Source organism: Thalassobacillus devorans (assembly GCF_011761345.1).
Lineage (GTDB): Bacteria > Bacillota > Bacilli > Bacillales > Halobacillaceae > Thalassobacillus > Thalassobacillus devorans.
In genome coordinates, this window is record NZ_JAASRY010000001.1 from 717831 (window position 1) to 739879 (window position 22049).

Consider the following 22049-nt stretch of genomic DNA (forward strand, 5'->3'; position numbering starts at 1 on the left):
TATATGCCTAAACTTTATAATAGAGCTAGCAGCTACATCAGGGAGGAAAAGTTATGACCCAGACATTGTTAATAAAAAATGTAACCATTATCGTCGAAAATGAAAAAGAAATTACAGGCTCTCTTTGGATAGAGGAAGGGAAAATTGCCGATATTTCCAAGGAAGGATTTTCGGACCGGACAGCCAATAGAGTCATAGACGGTAAAGGAAAAAACTGGTCGGTAATTCCCGGGTTCATTGATGTTCATATCCATGGAGCTGCCGGCCATGACACCATGGATGCAACCCAGGAAGCGCTGGAAGGGATTGCGACAGTGCTCCCCGAAGAAGGCACCACCAGTTTCCTTGCGACCACGATGACACAATCAGAAGCAGCGATCTCCAAAGCATTAGCAAATGCGGCCGACTATATTGACCATCAGGTCGATGGCTACAGAGCGGAAATCATCGGCATCCATTTGGAGGGGCCGTTTATTTCCAAGGATAAAGCAGGGGCCCAGCCGCTGGAGCATATCATCGCCCCCGATCTCGAGCAATTCAATGCATGGAATGAAACTGCCAGACAGCTGATCCGGCTTGTTACCATCGCTCCCGAAGAGCCGGGAGCATTACAGCTGATTGAGCATTTAAGTAAATCGGACATCGTCGCGTCCATTGGCCATACGAATGCCTCGTTTGCAGAAGTAGCACAGGCAGTAGAAAAGGGTGCCACCCATGTCACCCATTTATATAACCAGATGCGCGGTCTTCATCATCGGGAACCTGGTGCTTTGGGAGCGGCTTTGCTGCATAAGGAATTGTCAGTGGAAATCATCGTTGATTTTGTCCATGCCCATCAGGAGGCAGTCCGGCTTGCCTATGAAGCGAAGGGGCCGGAGAAAATGATGCTGATTACGGATGCAATGCGAGCCAAATGCCTCGCACCAGGGGAATATGATCTTGCCGGTCAACAGGTTACTGTAGAAGATAATGAAGCCCGTCTTGCAGATGGAACCATAGCAGGCAGCGTACTGACGTTGAAGCAGGCAGTAGCTAATTTGAAGGAAACGGTCCATCCATCCGTTTACGACTTGATCCAGCTTACCTCAGCAAATGCAGCCAAGGAGCTGAATGTTTTTGACCGAAAAGGAAGTATCAGCACCGGGAAAGACGCAGACCTTGTCATTCTGGATGAGGACTGGGATGTGGCCGTGACGATTTGTAAAGGAACGATTGCATATGAACAGGAGGGTCGATGACAGTGAAAGTGATTGTGAAAGAAGACTACCAGGAAATGAGCTGTGCCGCTGCTCATGTCGTTGAAAAGAAAATCACCGAAAATCCTCAGGCAGTACTGGGGCTTGCAACGGGAAGCACGCCGCTTGCGACGTATAAAGAAATGGTGAAGGGATATAAAGAAGGCGAATTCAGTTATCGGAATATCCAGACCTTGAATTTGGATGAATACGTCGGACTCGACAAAAAACACCCTCAAAGCTACCACCGGTTTATGTGTGAGCACCTTTTCGATCACATTGACATTGATCTTGATAACACGCATATCCCTCGAGGGGATGCGCCTGATATTGAGCAGGAATGCCAGCGTTATGAGGGGCTGATCGACCAAATCGGCCCTCCCGACCTTCAAATTCTCGGCATTGGGAGGAATGGACATATTGGCTTCAATGAGCCGGGGACACCGTTTGATTCGACTACCCATGTTGTAACTTTGACGGAGTCGACCCGGAAAGCCAATGCCCGGTTCTTTTCGTCATTAGAAGCAGTACCGACCCACTCAATTACGATGGGGATCTGTTCGATTTTAAAAAGTAAACAGATCCTTCTGCTGGCATCCGGGGAAGAAAAGGCACCTGCAATAGACAGGCTGTTGAATGGGGAAGTAGAAGAAGATTTCCCGGCTTCCGCGCTGAAAAACCACCCGGACGTCACATTGATTGTTGATGAAAAAGCATACCAGAAGGCAGTGAAGTGAAGGAGGAGAAACCATGTTGAACAAACAGTCCCCGCTCCCGATGTACTATCAGATTGAGGAAGATATAAAAAAACGGATCGCGAAGCAGGAATTCCTTCCCGGTGAATCAATACCGTCGGAGCGGGCATTAACCGAGATGTATGATGTCAGCCGCATGACCGTTCGCCAGGCTGTCAATAATCTGGTCCAGGAAGGCCTGCTATATCGCGAAAAAGGGAAAGGTACATTCATCGCCGAAGCAAAAATGGAGCAGTCATTAAGTGGACTGACAAGTTTCACCGAAGACATGAAACGGCGTGGTCTGAAACCTGGTAACAAGCTGTTGAGCTTCGAGGTGAAGGAAGCAGGATCTCCATTGGCGAAAAAACTAGGCATGGAAGCAGATGAGCGCGTCTATGAAGTGAGACGTGTCCGCCTGGCCGACGACGTGCCGATGGCATTGGAAACTACCTATATCCCATACGGTCTGATGCCGGAATTGACCGAGGAGCATATTCAGCAGTCGTTCTATGCTTATGTCGAAGCACTCGGGTTCACGATTGGCAGGGCGGAGCAGGCGATTGAAGCGGCATTGGCTGACGAATACCAGGCGGAAGCCCTGGAGATTCCGCTTCACGCCGCATTATTAGGAATCGAGCGTCTGACCTTTACAACCGATGGCCGTCCATTTGAACTCGTGCAATCCGCCTACCGTGCTGATCGCTATAAATTCTTAGCAGAAATTCATCGGAATTAAAAAAGGGCCACACCTTTCCTCACTTTCCTTTCGATAATAAAGTGAAAGGGGGAAGGAAACATGCAACTGGAAATCCAATCAATGCTTTTACCAAAACACCATCCATGCCGACCTGGGCATCACATGAAACCTCTATACATAACGGTGCATACGACAGGAAACCGTTCACGGGGAGCCAATGCCATGATGCATGGCAATTATTTACGCAATTTAGATGGAAGCAGACTGGTCAGCTGGCATTATACAGTCGATGAAAAAGTGGTCATTAAGCATCTTCCTGATAATGAAAGCGGCTGGCACGCCGGCGACGGTAACGGTCCAGGCAATAGAAGCTCTATTGGTATTGAAATCTGTGAACATGAGGATGGGGATTTTGAGCAGGCAGTCGGTATGGCAGCACAATTAATTCGACTACTGCAAGACAAGCACAACCTTCCTGTATCCCATGTCGTTCCCCACCAGAAATGGAGTGGAAAAATTTGTCCACGGCCGCTTTTGCCGGAATGGAATGCCTTTTTGATGAAGCTGCAAGACACCCCAGCCGGCCCTTTTTATATGGGGAAGAAACTGGTCTCTATCTATGATGGCATGCTGCGGTTTTACATACGGCCGTCCTGGAAAGATTCGGATGTATACGGGCACGTTAATTCAGGCTATGGGTTTCCGGTTATCACGAACAAATTGAAAGTCGGAAAAGGCTTTCAGTATGAGGTGAGAAATAGTAACGGGAAGGTATTTTATATTACCGCGAGCGAACAATACGTCCGGCTGGTGAACGTATAAAAAGCGCTTTCATGGTATAATAGTAGTAACTAGTATAGTATCCCATTGGAAAGGAGCTGGGTGCAGTGAGTAAAACCTATCTTGTACCTGTTGATGGCTCAGATCACTCCTTACGCGCACTGGAATATGCACTGGAAGTGGCAAATGACGAAGGAGATAAGCTATTGCTGGTACACGTCCAGCCTTCGTATAATACCCATAATGTCCGGCGCTTCCTTTCGAAAGAGCAGATCAAATCTTATCAGGAAGAGATGGCGGAAGAAGCGTTCCAAACCACTGAACCTCTCCTTGCCAGGCATGATGTGATCGTTGAAAAAATGATGCTTATTGGTGTTGCAAGTGAAGAAATCTGCAAGCTGGCGCGAAAAGAGAAAGTGAACGGGATTATCATGGGCTCCCGTGGCCTTGGCCGGGTGAAAGGATCGATTCTGGGCAGCATCAGCTACAGCGTCATCCACACCGCAGACGTCCCCGTCACCATCGTCCCGTAGCTCTTGAAACCTTTTTGGTTCCTTTTATACAGACTCAGAGTTCTTTCCAGACTCTGAGTTTTTTCTTTTATATGAAACTAAGTAAATTAGTTTCGTTTTCCAAAATGAGTGGAATGAGGGCTTGGCGAACCACTCGCTTTCCGCGGATGTCCTCGTGAGCCTCCTCAGGCTGACGCCTTGCGGGGTCTCCCATCAAACATTCTTCCGCAGGAGTCTCGCATTTCGCCCAGCCCTCATTTTTATATTCAGAAAACGAAACTACCCTTTAATTAGAAAGTTCTAACTCCATAGTTCAGTTGTACTTTTACTGTACCGAGTTGGATAATATTAAAATAAATGGGTCCGTCACTCTTAATGTAGTTGGGGTGGCGGGGAGACGGTGAGACTCCCGTGGGAGAAGGAGCTAGGCGAGATCCCGCAGGGAGTGAAACGACCGAGGAAGCTTGCCAGTTCCCCCACAGGAAAGCGAACCGTTCCCCGCCATCCCTAACATGCATGGCAACGGACCGTTGTTATTTTGGAATCAAGTGAGCCGGATGATTCATGTGGCAGATTAACCTGTGGTAAGATAAAAGAACTAATGCTTTTCCAAAAGGAGGATATTATGAGAAAGCTTACAGTCCTGTTGTTGCTAGCGCTGCTTACGGTCGTCGCTGCAGCATGCAATAACGAGGAAAAACCAACAGCAGAAGAACGATTTACGGAATACATAGCATTATGGGAAGACGGCAAGTTTGAAGAAATGTATGAAATGATGAGCGCTTCCTCCAAAGAGGAATTCAGTAAAGAGGAAGCGGTAGAGCGATTTGAAAAAATCTATCAGGATGTTGGAATTGAAGAGTTGAAAGTAGACTTCGAACAAAAAGAGGAAGAAGATGCTGAAGATGAAACAGAGAAAACAATCCCTTTTCAGGTATCCATGACTTCTGTTGCTGGCGATATCGAATTTGATTATGAGGCGACCTGGAGTAAAGAAGAACGGGAAGCAGATGGCGAAACAGAGGAAAATTGGTATGTCAACTGGAACCCGGGCTTCATTTTTCCAGAAATAGCGGATGGCCAGGGAGTAGGCATCACTTCCGTCCCCGCTGAACGTGGGGAAATCTTTGATCGAAATGGCGATGGATTAGCCATCAATGATGACTTTATCGAATTTGGTGTCGTTCCAGGACAATTAGGTGAAGAGGAAGAAGAAACGAAAGAAAAACTTGCCGAATTGCTTGATATGTCGATCGAAGCAATTGATCAAAAACTTGATGCCGGCTGGGTAAAGGAAGATTCGTTTGTTCCCTTGAAAAAAATACCAGCCGAGGAGAAGGAAAGAGTCGAAGCGATTGCTGACATCGAGGCTTCAACCTCCCGTGAAGCGACAGGAAGGTATTACCCATACGGGGAAGCGGCTGCGCATCTGACCGGCTATATCCGTCAGGTCACTGCTGAGGACCTGGAAAAATTAGATGATGAAAAATATAACAGCAATAGCGTAATCGGCCATGGAGGCATAGAAGCAGAGTTTGAAGAAACATTAAGCGGAAAGCCTGGGGTAGAAGTATACGCCGTAGACGAGGAAACAGATGAACGAACAACGATTGCAGAGACAGAGGTAGAGCATGGGGAGGATGTCGAGCTTACCGTTGACGCCGAAGTGCAAGAGAAGATCTATCAGTCTTATGAAGGCGAAGCCGGAGCGACAGCGGCTATCAACCCAACAACCGGGGAAACGTTGGCACTCGTAAGCTCACCTGCTATCGATCCGAACTTGCGAGTTTATGGTACCAACCAGAAAATCGACGATGAGCTGGAGCCAAGTCTGAACCGATCAATGCATACGTTTGCTCCTGGGTCCGTGGTCAAACCGATTACTGCTGCTATCGCTATGACCAATGGGGCGATCGGTCCGGAAGAAACGATGGATATTAACGGAAAAACATGGGCAAAAGACGATGGTTCGTGGGGGGGTTATGAAATCAGCCGGGTCACGGAATTTAATGGTCCGGTCGATGTTACAAACGCACTGATTCGTTCCGATAATATTTTCTTTGCTCGGACAGCTTTGAAAATGGAACCGGAAACGTTCCGGAGCGGCCTGGAGGATTTCGGGTTCAACGAGGAAATCCCATATGATTACCCACTTTATAACTCTCAGATTTCCAATGAAGATACCTTCCGGGATGATTTATTGATGGCAAACACAGCTTATGGCCAGGGACAAATGGAAATGTCTGTACTGCACCTGGCAACAGCCTACACGCCATTTTTCAACGAAGGTAACTTATTAAAGCCGACCATTGTTCAATCCGATAATACGCTGGATGTTTGGAAAGAAAATGTCACCGATCCGCAATATAACGATGTTATCAAAAATGCCCTGCGCCAGGTGGTTGCTCACGAAGCAGGAACCGCACGTGCAGCTAATATCGAAGGAAAAGCACTCGCTGGTAAGACGGGAACTGCCGAACTGAAGCGGACAAAAGAGGAAGATGGGAAGGAGAACGGCTGGTTTGTCGTTTATCCGAGCGAAAATACGGATATATTACTTGCAATGATGAAAGAAAATGCCAAAAGCGGGGATGTCGTCGAGCAGGCAGCGGATTTATTCCGAAATATGGAATAACCGCCCGCTTGTTGCTAAAGTTACAATAGTTTTTTATAATGGAACCAGTACAAAAAAAGCATAGATTCGAAGCCTTCCAAGGGGAGCCAAACATGGCTGAGAGTGGACAGTGTCCTTACCCTTCGAACCTGTTAGTTAATACTAGCGTAGGAATGGTGGCTTTTATGATGGTGCAATGCAAACGGAATCCGTCCATCTGGAAGCTTCCCCCTTGGCATTGCTTTTTTTGTTGCCAAAAATCAAGGGGAGTGATTCAAAAGTGAGAAACAAACGAACATTATTTATGGTAGAGGTCGCGATATTTGCAGCCCTTGCGACGTTATTGGACTTTATCCCGATTTTCAAAATGCCGCAGGGCGGATCGGTGTCGCTTGCCATGATACCTGTTTTCCTGATCGCATTTCGCTGGGGATTAAAGGGCGGACTGCTGACCGGGTTCCTTTATGGTGTATTCCAGATTATCGTCGGTCAGGCGTATATTCTGACTCCATTGCAGGCTTTCATTGAATATGGGCTGGCATTCACGGCACTGGGATTAGCAGGCATCTTTGCAAGTACGGTCAAACAATCATTGATTAATCATAATACGAAGAAATTCTTCACGTATGTTTCGCTGGCGATTCTATTAGGAAGCGCTTTGCGGTTCTTCGCCCATGTGGTTGCCGGCGTCGTATTCTTTGCCGAGTATACCGATGCAGAAAATATTTGGCTGTACTCACTGGGTTACAATGCATCCTATATGGTACCAGCTGCCATTATCAGTGCTCTCGGACTCGGTTATTTATTTAAGAAGCAGCCGCGGATAATCCTGAATGATCAAGAGCAGGCATCTTACCGGGCGGCAGCAAGACCAAGTGAACAAATAAACTAAAACCAATGACCTTGCCAAAATTTAGTGGCAAGGTTTTTTATTTTTTAAAAGGGGAATATAGTATGATGGTGAAAAGAGGGGGATTCTATTAATGGAGGAACTAGTAGGTCAATGTACTAAATGTGATAAAAAAATATATTGTGAAAACGGCTTTTTGAATGGCATGTATGAGAACGGCAAACTATATTGCGAACGTTGTTATGAAAATCTAAAGGAAAAGGATAAATGAAAAACAAACTTAATCAAATAAAAATAACATTTAAACAACTACTTAAGAAAAAGCGTAGCTGGGTCTTTCTGGCCGTGGTACTGTGGGTGGCCGTTGTGATTTTTTACAATACTTCTTATAAAGCACTCCCGGTTGGTCTGTCTTATCAAGGCAATGTACATGATATGGAGAACATCGAATTTTACCGGGATCTGACTTATCAGAACAAGACAGGAAAAACGGTTCATGAGTTAGAAATATTCGAAGAAATCAATGCGATGATCGCAGAAGCAGAAGAGTTTATTGTGATAGACATGTTTTTATTCAACGGCTACACCGATGGTAACCATGATTTCCCGGAAATATCCAAAGAACTGGCTGATGCTATTATCAAGCAAAAAGAAAAGCACCCACATTTAAAGGCGGTATTTATAACGGATCAAGTCAATACGGTGTATAACTCCTATCAGCCCGAAGCTATCAAACGGCTGCGAAAAAATGATGTGGATGTTGTCATGACAAGCTTAAGTGAGCTTAGGGATTCGAATCCATTATATTCATCCGTTTACCGGACCTTTTTTCAATGGTTCGGCGAAGAGGGAAATGGCTGGATAGGCAACCCTATGGCTAAAGAGGCTCCGGATATTACTTTCCGTTCTTACGTCAAGATGATGAATATTAAAGCAAATCACCGAAAAGTGGTAGTGACAGAGGATGCGGCTATGGTTTCCACAGCCAACCCCCACGACGCAAGCGGCTATCATGAAAATGTTGCTTTTAAAATGAAAGGTCCTATTCAAAAAGATATTTTAAAAGCGGAAAAAGCTGTTGTCGATTATTCATCGGAGGGCGAAGTAGATTACCCGGATATTGACAGTTATTCTTTTGAAGAGCAGACAGGAAGCATTAATGCACAGTTTCTTACAGAACGGAAAATATATAATGCTATCTTAGCTGACCTGGAAAAAGTCCGGAAAAATGACACTGTCTGGCTTGGCATGTATTATCTTGCTGATAGAAAGGTGCTGGAGAGGTTAAAGAATGCCGCTGAAAATGGGGCAACCATCAATATTATTCTTGATCCTAATAAAACGGCATTCGGTAACACGAAAACGGGACTTCCGAACCTTCCGGTAGCTGCAGAACTGATGAATCTGGAAAATAACAATCTCAATATCCGTTGGTATAATGTCGATAAAGAACAATTCCATACCAAAATGCTTTACATCGATAAAGTTGAAGGAGACGATACTATCATTGCAGGTTCTGCTAACTATACGCGCCGTAATTTATCAAATCTGAACCTGGAAGCAGACGTCAGGATACAGGCCCCTGAGGAGGAGCAGGTGATTCAGGAGGTAAGCGATTATTTTAACCGGATCTGGAACAATCAGGACGGGGAGTATACGGTTGCTTATGAAGAGAATGAAAGTGAATTGACTTTCCTGCTCAGCTTAACTTATCGCCTGCAGAAATTAATCTGGTTTACTACCTACTAATGGAAGAATTTAAAAAGCGTGTGACACCACAAACGGAGTCACACGCTTTTTTATGTTTTTTTAGAAAAAGACAATGTCAAAAACAAAGAAAATACCTGTGCATTAAAAAATCTCTCTTATTAACCAGCCTATTTCCACTGCGCCACCTATGTATGCAAGAAATGCCCCAAGGACAATACCTATCACTCGAAAACCGAAAAAGACCGGCTTTTTTAACAGAGATGGCATGACCTTTGAATAGGCATAAGGAATGCCATAAGGATAGATGCATTCGCTGATGAGCAATAACCCCAAAATGATGATAAATAATGTTGGTTTGAATATGTCCTCATGAAAATACATACCGACACCGAACACGATGGCTGCCAGATAAAGGGGAATTCGCAGCTTTGGATCCCCGCTGATTTCCTCCAATTTCGTCCATAGCTTTTTCATTATTACAGCCTTCCCTTAATAAAAATAATGCCATCATCGTAACATATTTGAGGCAATTAAAAAATCGAGTGGGTGTGCCACTCGATTTTTTTCTGTATTAAGAAGCCAGGATGGTATCCACATTATCTGTTTCTGTAACTATCAGGAGTACTTTCCCTTCATCCATTTCCTCTTCATAGCTGTCTGCTTCACTATCGCTGAAGCCCATTTCAGATAGCTTCGTGCGAAGTTCATCGCCTTTTTTACTGAACATGTTCGTTACGTAATTTTTTAAATCCTGTTCGGAGAAACCGATTTTGTTGGCATTTGCATTGCTTGCTAAACGGTCCGTGCGGTCATCGTCATGTGTGAGAATATAGACATTATCGCTATCGATTCCTTTATCTTTTAACTTTTTAACATCTTCGACTACTTTTTCATCATTTTGGTATTCACGAATAAATGGTTTCATTGAAATCAGCTCCTTCTAAAGATTGTTCACTATCTTAATTACCGTTAGCTCTTCACTTTAAACAAAAGAATACTAGAGATTATGGTGGCTGGGAAAACGGTTCGCTTTCCGTGGGCATGTGGTGAGCTTCCTCTGCCTTCGCTTTGCGAACTATCAAAACTTTTCATGACGCCTGCACGACAATTCGAAGGGAATGGGTGATGCAGCAGTTCATGTACCGTGAAAATAATCGTTATCAGCTGAACCCTGTAGAAATGTGGCCGGTTATTTTTGAAAAATAGGTTTTATTGCTCCCCGAAAAGGTTAGTAGTTTATATAATGGGAAATTTATACTTCACCTAGTATTCAAATTACTTCCATCAATCTAGTAGGGGAGGAAGATAGTATGTTAGAGCGTGATCATACTGTTGTCACCATCAACGGTCAAGAATACTTAGCAGATCCAGGACAAAATCTATTGGATCTTATCAATACCACCGGTGAAAATATCCCGCAGATCTGTTATAACGAATCGTTGGGACCAATTGAAACGTGCGATACATGTATCGTCCAGGTAAACGGTGAACTGACACGTGCCTGCGGAACTAAAGTCGAAGCAGGTATGCGTGTTCAAACCAACCTCGAGGAAGTTCATGATGCCCAGAAAGAGGCATTGGATACGATCTTGGAGAAGCACGAACTCTATTGTACGGTGTGTGATTACAACAACGGCGACTGTGAAATACATAATGCCGTTTCTGAATTTGGGCTGGAACATCAATCAAGGGAATTCAAACCGACTTCCTATGAAACAGATCGGTCCGGCTCCTTTTACCGCTATGACCCGAACCAATGTATCTTGTGCGGGCGCTGTGTAGAGGCTTGTCAGGACATTGTCGTCAACGAAACACTTACCATCGATTGGGACCGGAAAGAACCGCGTGTCCTTTGGGATAATGATGTTTCCATTGACCAGTCTTCCTGTGTGAATTGCGGGTTGTGTGTAACCGCTTGCCCTTGTAACGCATTATTAGAAAAAGATATGGAAGGGGAAGCAGGCTACCTGACGGATCAGGAGCCAGGTCTTCTTCGTTCCATGATTGATTTGACCAAGAAAGTCGAATCCGGATATGGGCCGTTATTAGCTGTATCGGATACGGAAGCCAAAATGCGCGAAGACCGTATCAAGAAGACAAAGACCGTTTGTACGTATTGCGGAGTAGGCTGCAGCTTTGACGTATGGACAAAAGATCGTGAAGTGCTGAAAGTTGAGCCTCACGCTCAGTCTCCGGCAAACGGAATTGCTACTTGCGTTAAAGGACGTTTCGGGTGGGACTACGTCAACAGTGAAAAACGTCTGAGAAAACCTTTGATTCGCCGTGGCGACCATTTTGAAGAAGTGGAATGGGACGAAGCAATTCAATATGTCGCTAAACGTTTCACAGAAATTAAAGCAGAATACGGTCCGGATGCCCTAGGATTCATCGCATCTTCCAAAGCGACAAATGAAGAATCCTATCTGATGCAGAAGCTCTCCCGCCAGGTGATCGGGACAAACAACGTGGACAACTGCTCCCGCTACTGTCAGTCCCCGGCTACAAAAGGGCTGTTTAGAACAGTAGGTCACGGTGGTGATTCCGGTTCGATCGACGACATTGCAAAAGCTGACCTTGTCATGACAATTGGATCAAATACGGCCGAATCACATCCGGTACTGGCTTCACGAATCAAGCGTTCCCATAAATTGTTCGGTCAAAAGTTGTTTGTATTCGATCTCCGAAAGCATGAAATGGCGCGCCGTGCTGACCGCTTTTATCAACCGAAATCAGGTACCGATCTTGTCTGGTTATCCGCAGTGACCAAATATATCCTCGATCAGGGATGGGAAGACAAAAACTTCCTTGATGAATGGGTCGATGGCTTTGACGAATACAGACAAAGCCTTGAAAAATATACAATGGAATATGCCGAAGAGCTGACTGGCATTCCGCAGGAGGAATTGAAGGACCTCGCAAAAGAAATTGCGGAGCAGGATAAAGTCGCGATTTGCTGGGCAATGGGTGTCACGCAGCATATGCTTGGAAGTGATACAAGTACAGCGATTTCCAACCTGCTCTTGATCACTGGTAACTACCGCCGTCCAGGAACAGGTGCTTATCCATTGCGTGGACATAATAACGTCCAGGGCTGCAGTGACTTCGGCAGCATGCCTAATTACTTCCCGGGCTATGAATTCGTAACTGATGATGATGTACGAAAACGGTATGAAAAAGCATGGGGCGTCGATTTGCCGAAAGAAGTGGGTATGGACAACCATGAACAGATTAAAGCGATGCATGAAGGGAAACTGAAGTCCTTCTACGTGAAAGGGGAAGACACCGGTATCGTTGATGCTAACATCAACTATGTTACGGGCGGCTTTGAAAAACTGGACTTCATGGTCGTACAGGATCTTTTCCTCACGAAAACAGCAGAATATGCTGATGTCGTTCTGCCAGCATGCGCGAGCCTGGAAAAAGACGGAACATTCACCAACACGGAGCGCCGCATCCAGCGCCTGTATAAGGCATTGGAACCAATGTACGATGCGAAACCGGATTGGGAAATCATCCAGCTGGTTGCTAAAGAGCTTGGCACCGACTGGGGATACACGCACCCGGAGGAGATCATGGAGGAAGCTGCGAGTCTTGCACCGTTATTTGCAGGCGTTAGCTATGAAAAGCTGGAAGGCTTCGAATCCCTGCAATGGCCGGTACATGAAGATGGAACCGATGAGCCGCTGTTATTCCAGGAAGGTTTCAATTTTGATAATGGGAAAGCAAAATTATATCCATTAGACTTCCAGATCCAATATGATGTTACAGAAGAGTATGACCTTCATATCAACAATGGCCGGCTGCTTGAGCATTTCCATGAAGGAAACATGACCTACGAATCGGAAGGTATTGTCCGCAGAACTCCTAGTGCGTGGGTGGAAATTTCACCAGAGCTTGCAGAAGAAAGAGGCTTGAAAGAAGGCGGAGAGATCAAGCTGATTTCGGAAGCAGGAGAAGCGACAGGAATCGTCGCAATCACCGATCGCGTCAAAGGTAAAGAATTATATATTCCGATGAGTGCCAATGGTAAATCAGCTGTCAACTTCCTGACGGACAACCGCGTCGATAAGGACACCGATACACCGGCATATAAAGAAATTGCCGCCAAATTAGAAGTTGTCCAGAAAAAAGGGGAGAAGTCTCCGATTCCGCCGAATAACCATCGTCGCGGAAACCGCCAGCCGCAAATCAGTGTTCAAGTGGAACGGAAGTGGCAGCGGGATGACTACGAATTCCCAGGAAGCAAGGTGAAGAAAAATGGCTAAATCGATGACGAATATTAAGCGGATGGAAGTGCCTAAGGAAGTACAGGTCGATAGGGATATGGAGGAAATTAAAGAAGCGGTATCCGAAAATAAACATGCCATTCTTGAGGGAATCAAGCTTTTGAAAGCATTGGATGATGCCGATACTTTGCAAGCCCTGTACGCATTGACGAATCATCGTAAGGATGCGATGAGGCTGATGGCGAAGGAACTGAACAAGGATCAATATTCCGGTGTGCTGGAAAATCTCACTGGATTCATGTTCCTGCTGGGGGAGCTGGATGTGGATGCGATCCGTAACCTTTCCGACCGCGTCAATCGCGGATTGGAGGAGACGGAAAAAGAACCGGAATCAAAAACCGGCTTCATGGATCTTGCCAAAGCTTTGAAGGATCCGGAAATCAACCGCAGTGTTACGATGCTGATGCAATTTTTAAAAGGAATGGGAAGAGACTAATAAAGAAGATCCAGCACCTTTACCGGTGCTGGATTTTTTAGATAGCGATGAAAAACCATATAATCATGATTAGTTGAACCACAATTTTGGCGACTGATCCACTAAGGAACCCGAACAGGGAACCGATACTGGCACGGAAAGCATCCTGAGGCGAGCGCTGCTGAAGCATTTCCACGATCAGCACAGCCACAAACGGCACGATAAGAATCCCTAATGGAGGAATAATAAACGAGCCGACGATGACCCCGACGGCTGCGGAACGCTCTCCCCACTTGGTACCGCCATATTTTTTGACGAAAAAGCTGTTGGCGATGATGTCTGATACAAGCAGAAGAATCGTTAGCACTACCATCGCTGTCCAGAAAAAGCCGGACAGCTCGCTATTATCCAATAAGAAATGAAATAACAAAAAGCCCGCCCAAATTGCCAGTGTCCCTGGGATGATCGGGAAAACCAGACTGAGGAAACTTAATAAGAATAAAAGGATGATAATAATCCATAGAATGACATCCATTCGCCCACCTCCGTTTTTCGTTCAAAGCCTGCTATTTCTATATACTATCGTACACTAAATAGAAAAAGACGCATAGCTTAACTGCTCATGCGTCTCTTTGTATTATTCCCCGGTTATTTCAAACGAGTCATTAATAGTAATCCCTGGAGCGGAACGCTGTTCCAAGGCCCTGGCAAGGCTGTTTCTGTCCGGATGGGGCTTGATGAGATCATCCTCAATGAAATGGGGATGAAAGCTGTAGGTGGCTGCTTCATTTTCATCGATTTCCACCTGCAATATACCCGTCTGTGCTGTTTCTCCCGCTACATAATCCGGAAAGAGGAAATTGCCTAACGAATAGGCGATCAATTTCCCTTTATACATTTCAAATCCCTGGAGTACATGGGGATGGCTTCCGATAATGCCATCAGCACCGGCATCAATCATGGCGTGTGCATATAATTGTTCGGACTCATTAAATTGAATTTCTTTTTCGTTCCCCCAATGGATTTGGACAAAAACATAGTCATTCTTTTCTTTTGTCGCCTGGATGATGTTGATTACCCTTTCCATCTGATAGCCGCTCGCTGCCCCAGGCCGTTCACCAACCGCATACCATTCGATAAATGGGAGGACTTTAGAAAAATTCAAGAACGCGACACGCTTCCCTTGTATCTCTGTTTCGAATGCCTGGTAAGCCTCATTTTCCGTCCTGCCAGCCCCGATTGTTTCTAAGCCTGCTTCCTCTGCGAAATGCAGCGTATCGACCAGTCCGTCGATCCCATAATCCAGTGTGTGGTTGTTAGCAAGCGCGACCCCATCCACACCGATTTGTTTCATGGTGGACATAGCCTCGGGCCTGGTCCGGAAATTGTACAGCTTATCCTCTTTCGTACCTCGTTCCGTGACAGCGGTCTCCAAATTGATGAATGTGAAATCATCGCTCAAAAAATAGTCACTCACATGCTGGAAAGGGTAGGCGTGCCCCTTTTCAGCTACGGTTTGTTCCAGCGACATGGCAAACAGTACGTCACCAGTAAATGTAAGCGTCATCGAGGATGGCTCGGGTTCTGGATCTGGAAGTTCCTCCGCTTCGGTTCCTTTCGCTTCCTTACCTTCAGGAGATGGTGCTCCTTTTTCCTCAGCAAGGGGACCGCCTTCTGCACTTACATGACGGCTTGTCTCTTTTTCTTCAGCAGAACTGCAACCGACGATAAAAATAAGTGAAAAAACCAGGATAGTAACTATGTATTTCAATGATGATGACTCCTTATGTAATAAAATAGAAACGATTTCAAGTAATTATTTGACAAAATAAAAACATAACAACTTCATACTAATATACAAAACTATCCAATACAACATAATATTAGAAGATAGTAGATTATTATTACATAAATGGGTGATATCTCATAGTTAGTATTTGGGAGGATATTAAAATAGGAAGCGGGGTTTTAATCTGTTTTAAGAGAAAACTAGCCTATATAGGAGACACGACCCCTGGTATATGAGACAAATCAGAAAATTAGAGAGACAAAACGAAAAATATAGGAGACAATTTTGAAAATTTAAGAGACAAAAATGGTGGAAGTGAGACAGTGAAGCCTTATCGGGGACAATCTATGGGGATCCCCAGCAAAAAAAAGACCGGCTGCTTACGCCGGTCAGCTATCCTTATTTTATTCCTAATTGCTGTCTGTCAGGGGGTGCCATGAATTCCGGACCTACTGGGTCTTTTACATGGCGCATCAGAATTTCATCGATGTCGCGCAAGCTGTCTTCATCGATTTCAAAATCGAGTTCGTCGATCGGGTCCATTTGGTCGGGACGGCGTCCGCCCATTAAAGCGATGTCAGCGCCTGGTTGTTGGATGACCCATTTCAATGCCAGATGGAGGACTCGTTTTCCGAACCTGTCCTGAGCCAGCTTGTCCAGTTGGTCCACGGCGCTCAAGTACTGCTCAAACCGCGGCTGTTGGAACTTCGGATCTTCTTTGCGTAAATCATCTCCCTCAAAGCTGCGGTCATTGGTCATTTTCCCTGACAATAACCCGCGGCATAAGGAGCCATAAAGTAGGGAAGACATATTGTTTTCCTGTACATAATGAAGCACATCATTCTCCGCCTCACGCTCAAATAGGTTATACGGTGGCTGCAGTGTATGCAATGGAGCAGATTCCCGGAAATAATCCATTTGCTCCGGTGTAAAATTACTGACGCCGATTGCACGTATCTTTCCCTGTTTATAGAGGTAGTTCAACGCTTCAGCTGTTTCATCAATCGGAGCAACCGGGTCTGGCCAGTGGACCTGATAAATATCAATGTAATCCGTTTGAAGTCGTCTTAGGGAATCATCGACTTCCTGGTGAATCCGTTCTTTACTGCCATTCCGGAATGGCTGCTCGTCTTTCCAGTCCAAACCGACTTTAGTTGCCAGGACGATGTCATCACGGCTGCCATATTCCTTAACAGCTTTCCCGATAATTTCTTCTGACCGGCCAAACCCGTATACCGGTGCTGTGTCGATCAGGTTGACGCCTTTATCCAGTGCGGTATGGATGGTGCGAATCGAGTCTTTCTCATCTGTACCACCCCACATCCAGCCGCCGATCGCCCAGGTGCCAAGACCGATCGGGCTAACCTTCAAGTCCGTGTTGCTGATTTGTAATCTATCCATGAATATCACTCCCATACTGCAAGTCTCTCTAACGCTCTTCCCGTTATGGCACGAATTTAATCGTTCCACTTCAATCGATCAATGGACTAAGTTCACGGACAACTTTGCTCAAATCGTCATGAATTACGTGGTTGAATAAATAATCCTTGCCCGTCGGCTCCCCGTTGATCATGATGGCAGGAATTCCGCGATAGGCAGCATATTCCGGCAGCAGGTTGAACGGGGTGACAAAAAGGGAGGTACCCATGACGAGCAGCACATCGACATGATCCAGAATCGCTTCCGCTTCATCATGTGCAGTAATCATATCTCCGAATAAAACGACATCAGGCTTCAAAATATCGCCACAGCCCGGTTCCTGGCAATACGGTATTTCGTTTTCCATGACATAATCAAGGCTGTAAGAAGCCTGGCAGGAGGGGCAGGATGCCTGATTTAATGTGCCATGATATTCGACAACCCGGCTGTTTCCTGCCAGCTGGTGAAGACCATCGACATTTTGAGTAATTATAGCGACATCTTTTCCAGCGTCTTCGAGCCGTTTGAAAAATTGATGCACCTTGTTTGGCTGATAGTTTTTTAACAACTTTAAACGGAATATTCGTTTATATTTATTCCAAAAGTCCACCGGGTCTTTGAAGAAGTACTGGCTGGACATATAATATTCCCGTGCGTGATCTTCCGTCCACAATCCTTCACTGGATCGAAAATCAGGAATGCCGCTTGCCGTGGATACACCTGCTCCTGTGAGGATGGCAACTGAATTGGCCTGTTGTATGATTTTTGCTATTTGATCTAAGTGGTTCATCAATATCCCTCCCAGGTAAAAAATAGAAAGTATCCTAATTATAGTACACAGGAGTATAACAATTAAATCGGGAAGCTGATAAATAGTGGTTCCCACTTTCTTCATGTATGTTAGGCTGAAAGTATCATGAATTTCCAATTCGAGAGGAAGAGATAGTACATATGGGGAAAATGGTTAAAAACAAAGCAGTAGTTACTTTAATAACTGTGGTGTGCGTGCTGGGGGCAGTTTCCTGGCTATATCCTTACTCGCCTGTAAGCGCCAAAAAAACAATAACCTATCAACCGGACGAAGTAGTAGTGGAGCAATATGAAAATGATCTGTCAGCTTTTAAGGATCGGTATCAAAGAGTCAGTGAAGGGGAAGAGGAGTACAGCAGAACCACCGATCAGGTACAGTACCTTTTACAAATGTTCGAACAGCGTTGGCTGGTGAGTAAAGAACCGACAAAGGTTACAAAGGGAAAGCTGGATAAAATCCATTTTGAAGTGAAACAAGCGAGAGAGGTATTGATTGGCCTTGTCTTTGAGGAGGAATATACTGATAATGCAAGCTCATTCCTGAGGTTATTATTGGAAAGGACGTTGCATTTAGAAGAGCAAGTGAATGAATTAAAGCATGCTTCCGACCATTCACGCGCAACACTTGATAGAGAGTTTAGAAACCTGCATACAAGTTTCATCAATAATTTTGGAATGCTCGACACATTTTTCGACCGATACCTGAATGAAGTATAAAATAGTAAAACAGCTCAGTTCGCTTGAGCTGTTTTATTATTGAAGGTAAAGTTTTATTTTTTATTGAAGCCTTTATTCTGTACATGATCTGTGACCTCCATCCGAATCGTGTTCTGGAACCGGCGTTTCATCTGGTCTGTCCAGGTGTCCGTCCGGTTATTCTCTGATCTCTTTTCATAATATTTGGCGATTCTATCGTCGAAACGATCCAATGCTTCTTCATGATGTTTGTAGCTGTTTTCAAAATAGACAGCATCGATCGGAAGGCGTGGCTTTGGTTCCGGGTGATGAGCAGGGTAGCCGATTGCCATGCCGAAAAGGGGGATGACGTGTTTGGGTAGATCCAATAGTTCATCGACTTTGGCAATGTTATTACGGACACTGCCGATGTAGCAGATACCGAGCCCTATAGACTCAGCTGCAACAGCCGCATTTTGTGCTGCGAGAGCGGCATCGATAGCAGAAACAAGAAAATGTTCGCTGTTTTCCAGGTTGTCGAGCATCGCTTCATATTCTTCCTCATTCGCTTTGACTGTCACCCGGTTCAAATCGGCACAAAAGATAAGAAAATGGCCATTATCCTTCACATAGCTTTGTCCGGTAATTTCCGCAAGCTCCGCTTTTTTATTTTCATCCGTAACCCCGATAATGGAGTAAGCCATCATATAGCTTGAAGTGGAAGCGTGCTGGGCGCTGGATATAATCATTTCGATTTGCTGCTCGTTCAATTTTTTTGATTTGAACTTTCTGATGGAGCGGTGACTTAATAAATTTTCAATCATTTCATTCATGGTGATTCCCCTTTATATCTAGTTAATAGTTAACGTGATAGTGGTGGCAGGTGCCCCTTTAGCTTTCCAGTTTTCCAGATTGTAAGAAGCGTAGTCCTCGACTCTTGGGATATCGATCGTCAATTCACTAGTGGATGTCCATCCCATATTTTCAATCGGGAACTGGTAAGCTTGATAGGTAGCTTCCGGGAAGTTTTCATCATCGATAGTTAAAGTTTTTTCTTCAAGATTACTTAAATCGACCACTTCCACATGATGTGTGGTGACACCATCCTGATTGGTTCTGCCGAATTTGATAGCCATTTGATTGTCATGAGAAACCTGAACCTGTTCCAGTTTAGCCAGATCCGCCAGCAAAATGGATGTTTCCTTTGAAAAGTCAATAAGTATGTAGGAACAACGGTTTTCATAACATGCGAATTCAATTAAAGCTTTATCTGCGTGTTCGTTCATTGTAACTGGTATAAATTTCATTGTCTCGAGTTTTGCTTGAGGATCTTTCGACGTACTGACAAAATTGTTCAAAATTGAATGTTTCTTTAAATCAATCGTAAATGTATTCTCTCCCAGCTGGACTTGGTACTTATGAGGAGGTTTTGTTTTCTCTTGTTCATCCCCCTTTGCTTTCGTTGTAACATTCTCTTTTACTACTTCCATGTCTTCTGTTGCCTTACTGCTCTCAGAAGAACATCCGCCAATTACCAGGATGATACTCACCAGAAGAAATATTAACATGTGTTTCATTTTTTTAGCTCCTCTATTAATTTTCTTCTCTATTATTATTCCTCTCTATTAAAAATTACCACTATCAGAAAGGGATTACAATATTTCACATTTGCTAGGTTAGATACCACTGCAGAAATACAATATGCTATAAGTGAGTTTCATATATCATTGTGCTCATGAAGCGCTGCATCTACTTACGACTATCTGACGAGTACATGGAAAAAGGAACGAAACCGGGGGATTTCGTTCCTTTGGGTACTGTATCTGCTGTTTTCTATAAAAGGGGTGTTAAAGTTTCATGTTTTTTGGATTATGAACCTCGGTCTGTGCTCCGTGGTCGAGATATTCTTCATTAAGGATTTCTTTTTCTTTATCCGAAAGAGATGCATCTTCCATCGAGCGGTTGCCTCTTTTTTCAATATAGATCGCAACGGCGATGAGTAGGGCAAGGGGTACTAAAAACATTAACCAAATCATGTTCAACCCTCCTTGCTTTATTATGTTAATAAAATTCCCGAAATATGCAGGCGTTAATCCTTTATGACAATAAAGAGGGAAAACGATGTGCTTTTTGAGATGCTTGTTATCTATTTGTAAAAATAAATAGACCAAAAGCACTACTGGTGTTGGTGACTTACTTTCGTAAATAAGGAAACCTCGATATACAGTTCTTCAACAATAGGGAGAGCTACTCATAAAAGCGTGTTTGCCTTCAACCTCTTGCATATTTCTGTTATCCTTTTTATACGCATCCGGGTACCTGTTATGTTATTTTTTTATAGGATGAAAAGGTGTGGAACCGCGTTATATCAAGGGTTGTATCTATTATAATGAATTCCAAAAAAAGTTCAGGCATACCCCCTTGACTATTATGGTGAGATGCTTTAATATACATCACAGGGTATTTAACCCGCCGGGGTATTAGGGGTTGGCAACTTCTAGACGGTAAGAATATTAATAACATTCTCAAGGAGGAATTTTTAATGAAAACAGCTATTATCGCAGCAAACGGTGGAGCGTTCGACGCTTACAAAGTATTGAACATTGCAAACGCATCTGCAACTTACGATGGTGAAACTGCAGTATTCTTCACATTCGAGGGTTTGAACCTGATCCACAAGGAAGCTCATAAGCAACTTCCAATGCCTGAAGGAGCAGAACACTTCCAGGAAGGTTTTGAAAAAGCAAACGTACCATCTATCCCTGAATTGGTTGAAATGGCTCAGGAAATGGGTGTACGTTTCATCGCCTGCCAAATGACAATGGACGTTATGGGTCTTACAAAAGAGGACTTCGTTGACGGAATCGAAGTTGGCGGCGCAGCAACTTTCCTGAACTTTGCCAAAGACGCGGATGTATCGCTTACATTCTAATATACTAAGGTTTAAAGGAGTGGAGTAAATGGTAACAGTATATACGACCAGCACCTGTCCTTATTGCACCATGGTCAAGCAATTTCTAGATCAAATGATTGTCAGCTATAAGGAAGTCAATTTGGAAAATGATCCAGAAGAAGGGAGAAAGTTAGTGGAAACAACTGGAGAAATGGGAGTTCCACAAACGAATATCGACGGTCAATGGGTCATCGGATTCGATCCAGAAACATTCTTGAAGTATTTGCCGAAACAGTAAAAGATATATGGCGATGAAAAAGTCATCGATCTTGGAGCAGGAAACGGGTATTTGACATTACCGATTGCAAAAGCGACGAAGGGCCGTGTGACAGCGGTCGATATCCAGCCGGAAATGTTCGAGATGGTGGCTGAGCGTGCGGAAAAAGAAGGACTTTATACTTTAGGAAAGTTTAATTTTGTTAAAGGGTTAAAGTATAAGAAAATACTAAGGCTTTCGCCATAAGGACTTGGCGACAAGCAAAGTTTTTCTAATTGTTACAACAAAATAAAGGGATGGAGGGAGCGCTGTTGCTTCCTCTGCCCGCTCCACTTATTTTTTTAAAAGTC

At 44.5% G+C, this 22049-nt stretch carries 24 protein-coding genes and 1 riboswitch; of the genes, 15 read left to right on the plus strand and 9 right to left on the minus strand.

Features of this window, described 5'->3' with window-relative positions:
* Positions 1-53: 53 nt before the first annotated feature.
* The 8 genes from nagA (at position 54) to FHS45_RS03575 (ending at position 9174) form a co-directional block, all read left to right on the plus strand.
* Positions 54-1238 (plus strand): N-acetylglucosamine-6-phosphate deacetylase, encoded by a 1185-nt coding sequence (gene nagA, locus FHS45_RS03540; RefSeq protein WP_062445420.1) that lies wholly within the window; start codon positions 54-56, stop codon positions 1236-1238.
* On the plus strand, positions 1235-1972 hold the full coding sequence (gene nagB / locus FHS45_RS03545) for a glucosamine-6-phosphate deaminase (RefSeq protein WP_062445422.1): 738 nt from the start codon (positions 1235-1237) through the stop codon (positions 1970-1972). The genes nagA and nagB overlap by 4 nt, the downstream gene beginning before the upstream one ends.
* Positions 1973-1985: 13 nt before the next feature.
* Positions 1986-2708 (plus strand): GntR family transcriptional regulator, encoded by a 723-nt coding sequence (locus FHS45_RS03550; protein ID WP_062445424.1) that lies wholly within the window; start codon positions 1986-1988, stop codon positions 2706-2708.
* 60 nt (positions 2709-2768) lie between these two features.
* Complete coding sequence (locus tag FHS45_RS03555; RefSeq protein ID WP_062445426.1) at positions 2769-3491, plus strand: peptidoglycan recognition protein family protein; 723 nt, start codon at positions 2769-2771, stop codon at positions 3489-3491.
* Between the two features lie 65 nt (positions 3492-3556).
* Complete coding sequence (locus FHS45_RS03560; RefSeq protein ID WP_062445428.1) at positions 3557-3982, plus strand: universal stress protein; 426 nt, start codon at positions 3557-3559, stop codon at positions 3980-3982.
* A 604-nt stretch (positions 3983-4586) separates the two neighbouring features.
* Positions 4587-6596 (plus strand): penicillin-binding transpeptidase domain-containing protein, encoded by a 2010-nt coding sequence (locus FHS45_RS03565; RefSeq protein ID WP_062445430.1) that lies wholly within the window; start codon positions 4587-4589, stop codon positions 6594-6596.
* 69 nt (positions 6597-6665) lie between these two features.
* Positions 6666-6766: riboswitch (TPP riboswitch) on the plus strand.
* Positions 6767-6771: 5 nt separating this feature from the next.
* Positions 6772-7467, plus strand: coding sequence for an energy-coupled thiamine transporter ThiT (gene thiT / locus FHS45_RS03570; protein WP_208416249.1), 696 nt, complete (start codon positions 6772-6774; stop codon positions 7465-7467).
* A 225-nt stretch (positions 7468-7692) separates the two neighbouring features.
* Positions 7693-9174 carry a phospholipase D family protein gene (locus tag FHS45_RS03575; protein WP_062445432.1) on the plus strand — a complete coding sequence of 494 codons (1482 nt, stop codon included), beginning with the start codon at positions 7693-7695 and terminating at the stop codon, positions 9172-9174.
* A 102-nt stretch (positions 9175-9276) separates the two neighbouring features.
* On the opposite strand, the gene FHS45_RS03580 is transcribed toward FHS45_RS03575, so the two are convergent.
* Positions 9277-9609: a hypothetical protein gene (locus tag FHS45_RS03580; protein WP_062445434.1), complete on the minus strand. Its 333-nt coding sequence runs from the start codon at positions 9607-9609 to the stop codon at positions 9277-9279.
* A 97-nt stretch (positions 9610-9706) separates the two neighbouring features.
* On the minus strand, positions 9707-10060 hold the full coding sequence (locus FHS45_RS03585; RefSeq protein WP_062445436.1) for a YflT domain-containing protein: 354 nt from the start codon (positions 10058-10060) through the stop codon (positions 9707-9709).
* Between the two features lie 143 nt (positions 10061-10203).
* Between FHS45_RS03585 and FHS45_RS03590 the strand changes: the two genes are divergently transcribed.
* The 3 genes from FHS45_RS03590 to FHS45_RS03600 all read left to right on the plus strand — a co-directional run bounded on the left by FHS45_RS03590 (position 10204) and on the right by FHS45_RS03600 (position 13857).
* Entirely contained in the window at positions 10204-10341 is a 138-nt protein-coding gene (locus FHS45_RS03590; RefSeq protein WP_148350104.1) for a DUF2087 domain-containing protein, read from the plus strand.
* 104 nt (positions 10342-10445) lie between these two features.
* A complete protein-coding gene (fdhF, locus tag FHS45_RS03595) occupies positions 10446-13400 on the plus strand; it encodes a formate dehydrogenase subunit alpha (RefSeq protein ID WP_062445438.1) in 2955 nt (984 codons plus the stop codon).
* Entirely contained in the window at positions 13393-13857 is a 465-nt protein-coding gene (locus FHS45_RS03600) for a helical membrane plugin domain-containing protein (RefSeq protein WP_062445441.1), read from the plus strand. Before fdhF ends, FHS45_RS03600 begins: the two co-directional genes overlap by 8 nt.
* Positions 13858-13894: 37 nt before the next feature.
* Here the strand turns inward: FHS45_RS03600 and FHS45_RS03605 are convergent, their stop codons facing one another.
* From FHS45_RS03605 to FHS45_RS03620, 4 genes are all read right to left on the minus strand, one after another.
* Positions 13895-14371, minus strand: coding sequence for a DUF456 domain-containing protein (locus tag FHS45_RS03605; RefSeq protein WP_062445443.1), 477 nt, complete (start codon positions 14369-14371; stop codon positions 13895-13897).
* Positions 14372-14473: 102 nt separating this feature from the next.
* Positions 14474-15607, minus strand: a complete 1134-nt coding sequence (locus FHS45_RS03610) for a CapA family protein (protein WP_062445446.1) — start codon at positions 15605-15607, stop codon at positions 14474-14476.
* Positions 15608-16024: 417 nt separating this feature from the next.
* A complete protein-coding gene (locus FHS45_RS03615; RefSeq protein ID WP_062445448.1) occupies positions 16025-17026 on the minus strand; it encodes an aldo/keto reductase in 1002 nt (333 codons plus the stop codon).
* A 70-nt stretch (positions 17027-17096) separates the two neighbouring features.
* Positions 17097-17834, minus strand: a complete 738-nt coding sequence (locus FHS45_RS03620; RefSeq protein WP_062445451.1) for an NAD-dependent protein deacylase — start codon at positions 17832-17834, stop codon at positions 17097-17099.
* Between the two features lie 161 nt (positions 17835-17995).
* Between FHS45_RS03620 and FHS45_RS03625 the strand changes: the two genes are divergently transcribed.
* The gene (locus tag FHS45_RS03625) at positions 17996-18571 is read left to right on the plus strand and encodes a hypothetical protein (protein WP_062445453.1); all 576 of its coding nucleotides are present in this window, start codon (positions 17996-17998) and stop codon (positions 18569-18571) included.
* A gap of 53 nt (positions 18572-18624) precedes the next feature.
* On the opposite strand, the gene nfsA is transcribed toward FHS45_RS03625, so the two are convergent.
* The 3 genes from nfsA to FHS45_RS03640 all read right to left on the minus strand — a co-directional run bounded on the left by nfsA (position 18625) and on the right by FHS45_RS03640 (position 20565).
* Entirely contained in the window at positions 18625-19362 is a 738-nt protein-coding gene (nfsA, locus tag FHS45_RS03630; protein WP_062445455.1) for an oxygen-insensitive NADPH nitroreductase, read from the minus strand.
* Positions 19363-19380: 18 nt separating this feature from the next.
* Positions 19381-20106, minus strand: a complete 726-nt coding sequence (locus tag FHS45_RS03635; protein ID WP_062445457.1) for a hypothetical protein — start codon at positions 20104-20106, stop codon at positions 19381-19383.
* 270 nt (positions 20107-20376) lie between these two features.
* Entirely contained in the window at positions 20377-20565 is a 189-nt protein-coding gene (locus FHS45_RS03640) for a hypothetical protein (RefSeq protein ID WP_062445460.1), read from the minus strand.
* A gap of 506 nt (positions 20566-21071) precedes the next feature.
* Between FHS45_RS03640 and FHS45_RS03645 the strand changes: the two genes are divergently transcribed.
* The 3 genes from FHS45_RS03645 to FHS45_RS03655 are packed head-to-tail and all read left to right on the plus strand — an operon-like array spanning position 21072 to position 21945.
* Entirely contained in the window at positions 21072-21461 is a 390-nt protein-coding gene (locus FHS45_RS03645; protein WP_062445462.1) for a DsrE/DsrF/DrsH-like family protein, read from the plus strand.
* A 28-nt stretch (positions 21462-21489) separates the two neighbouring features.
* Complete coding sequence (locus FHS45_RS03650) at positions 21490-21720, plus strand: glutaredoxin family protein (protein ID WP_062445465.1); 231 nt, start codon at positions 21490-21492, stop codon at positions 21718-21720.
* Positions 21721-21744: 24 nt separating this feature from the next.
* Positions 21745-21945, plus strand: a complete 201-nt coding sequence (locus FHS45_RS03655; RefSeq protein ID WP_341829885.1) for a class I SAM-dependent methyltransferase — start codon at positions 21745-21747, stop codon at positions 21943-21945.
* Positions 21946-22049 lie beyond the last annotated feature (104 nt).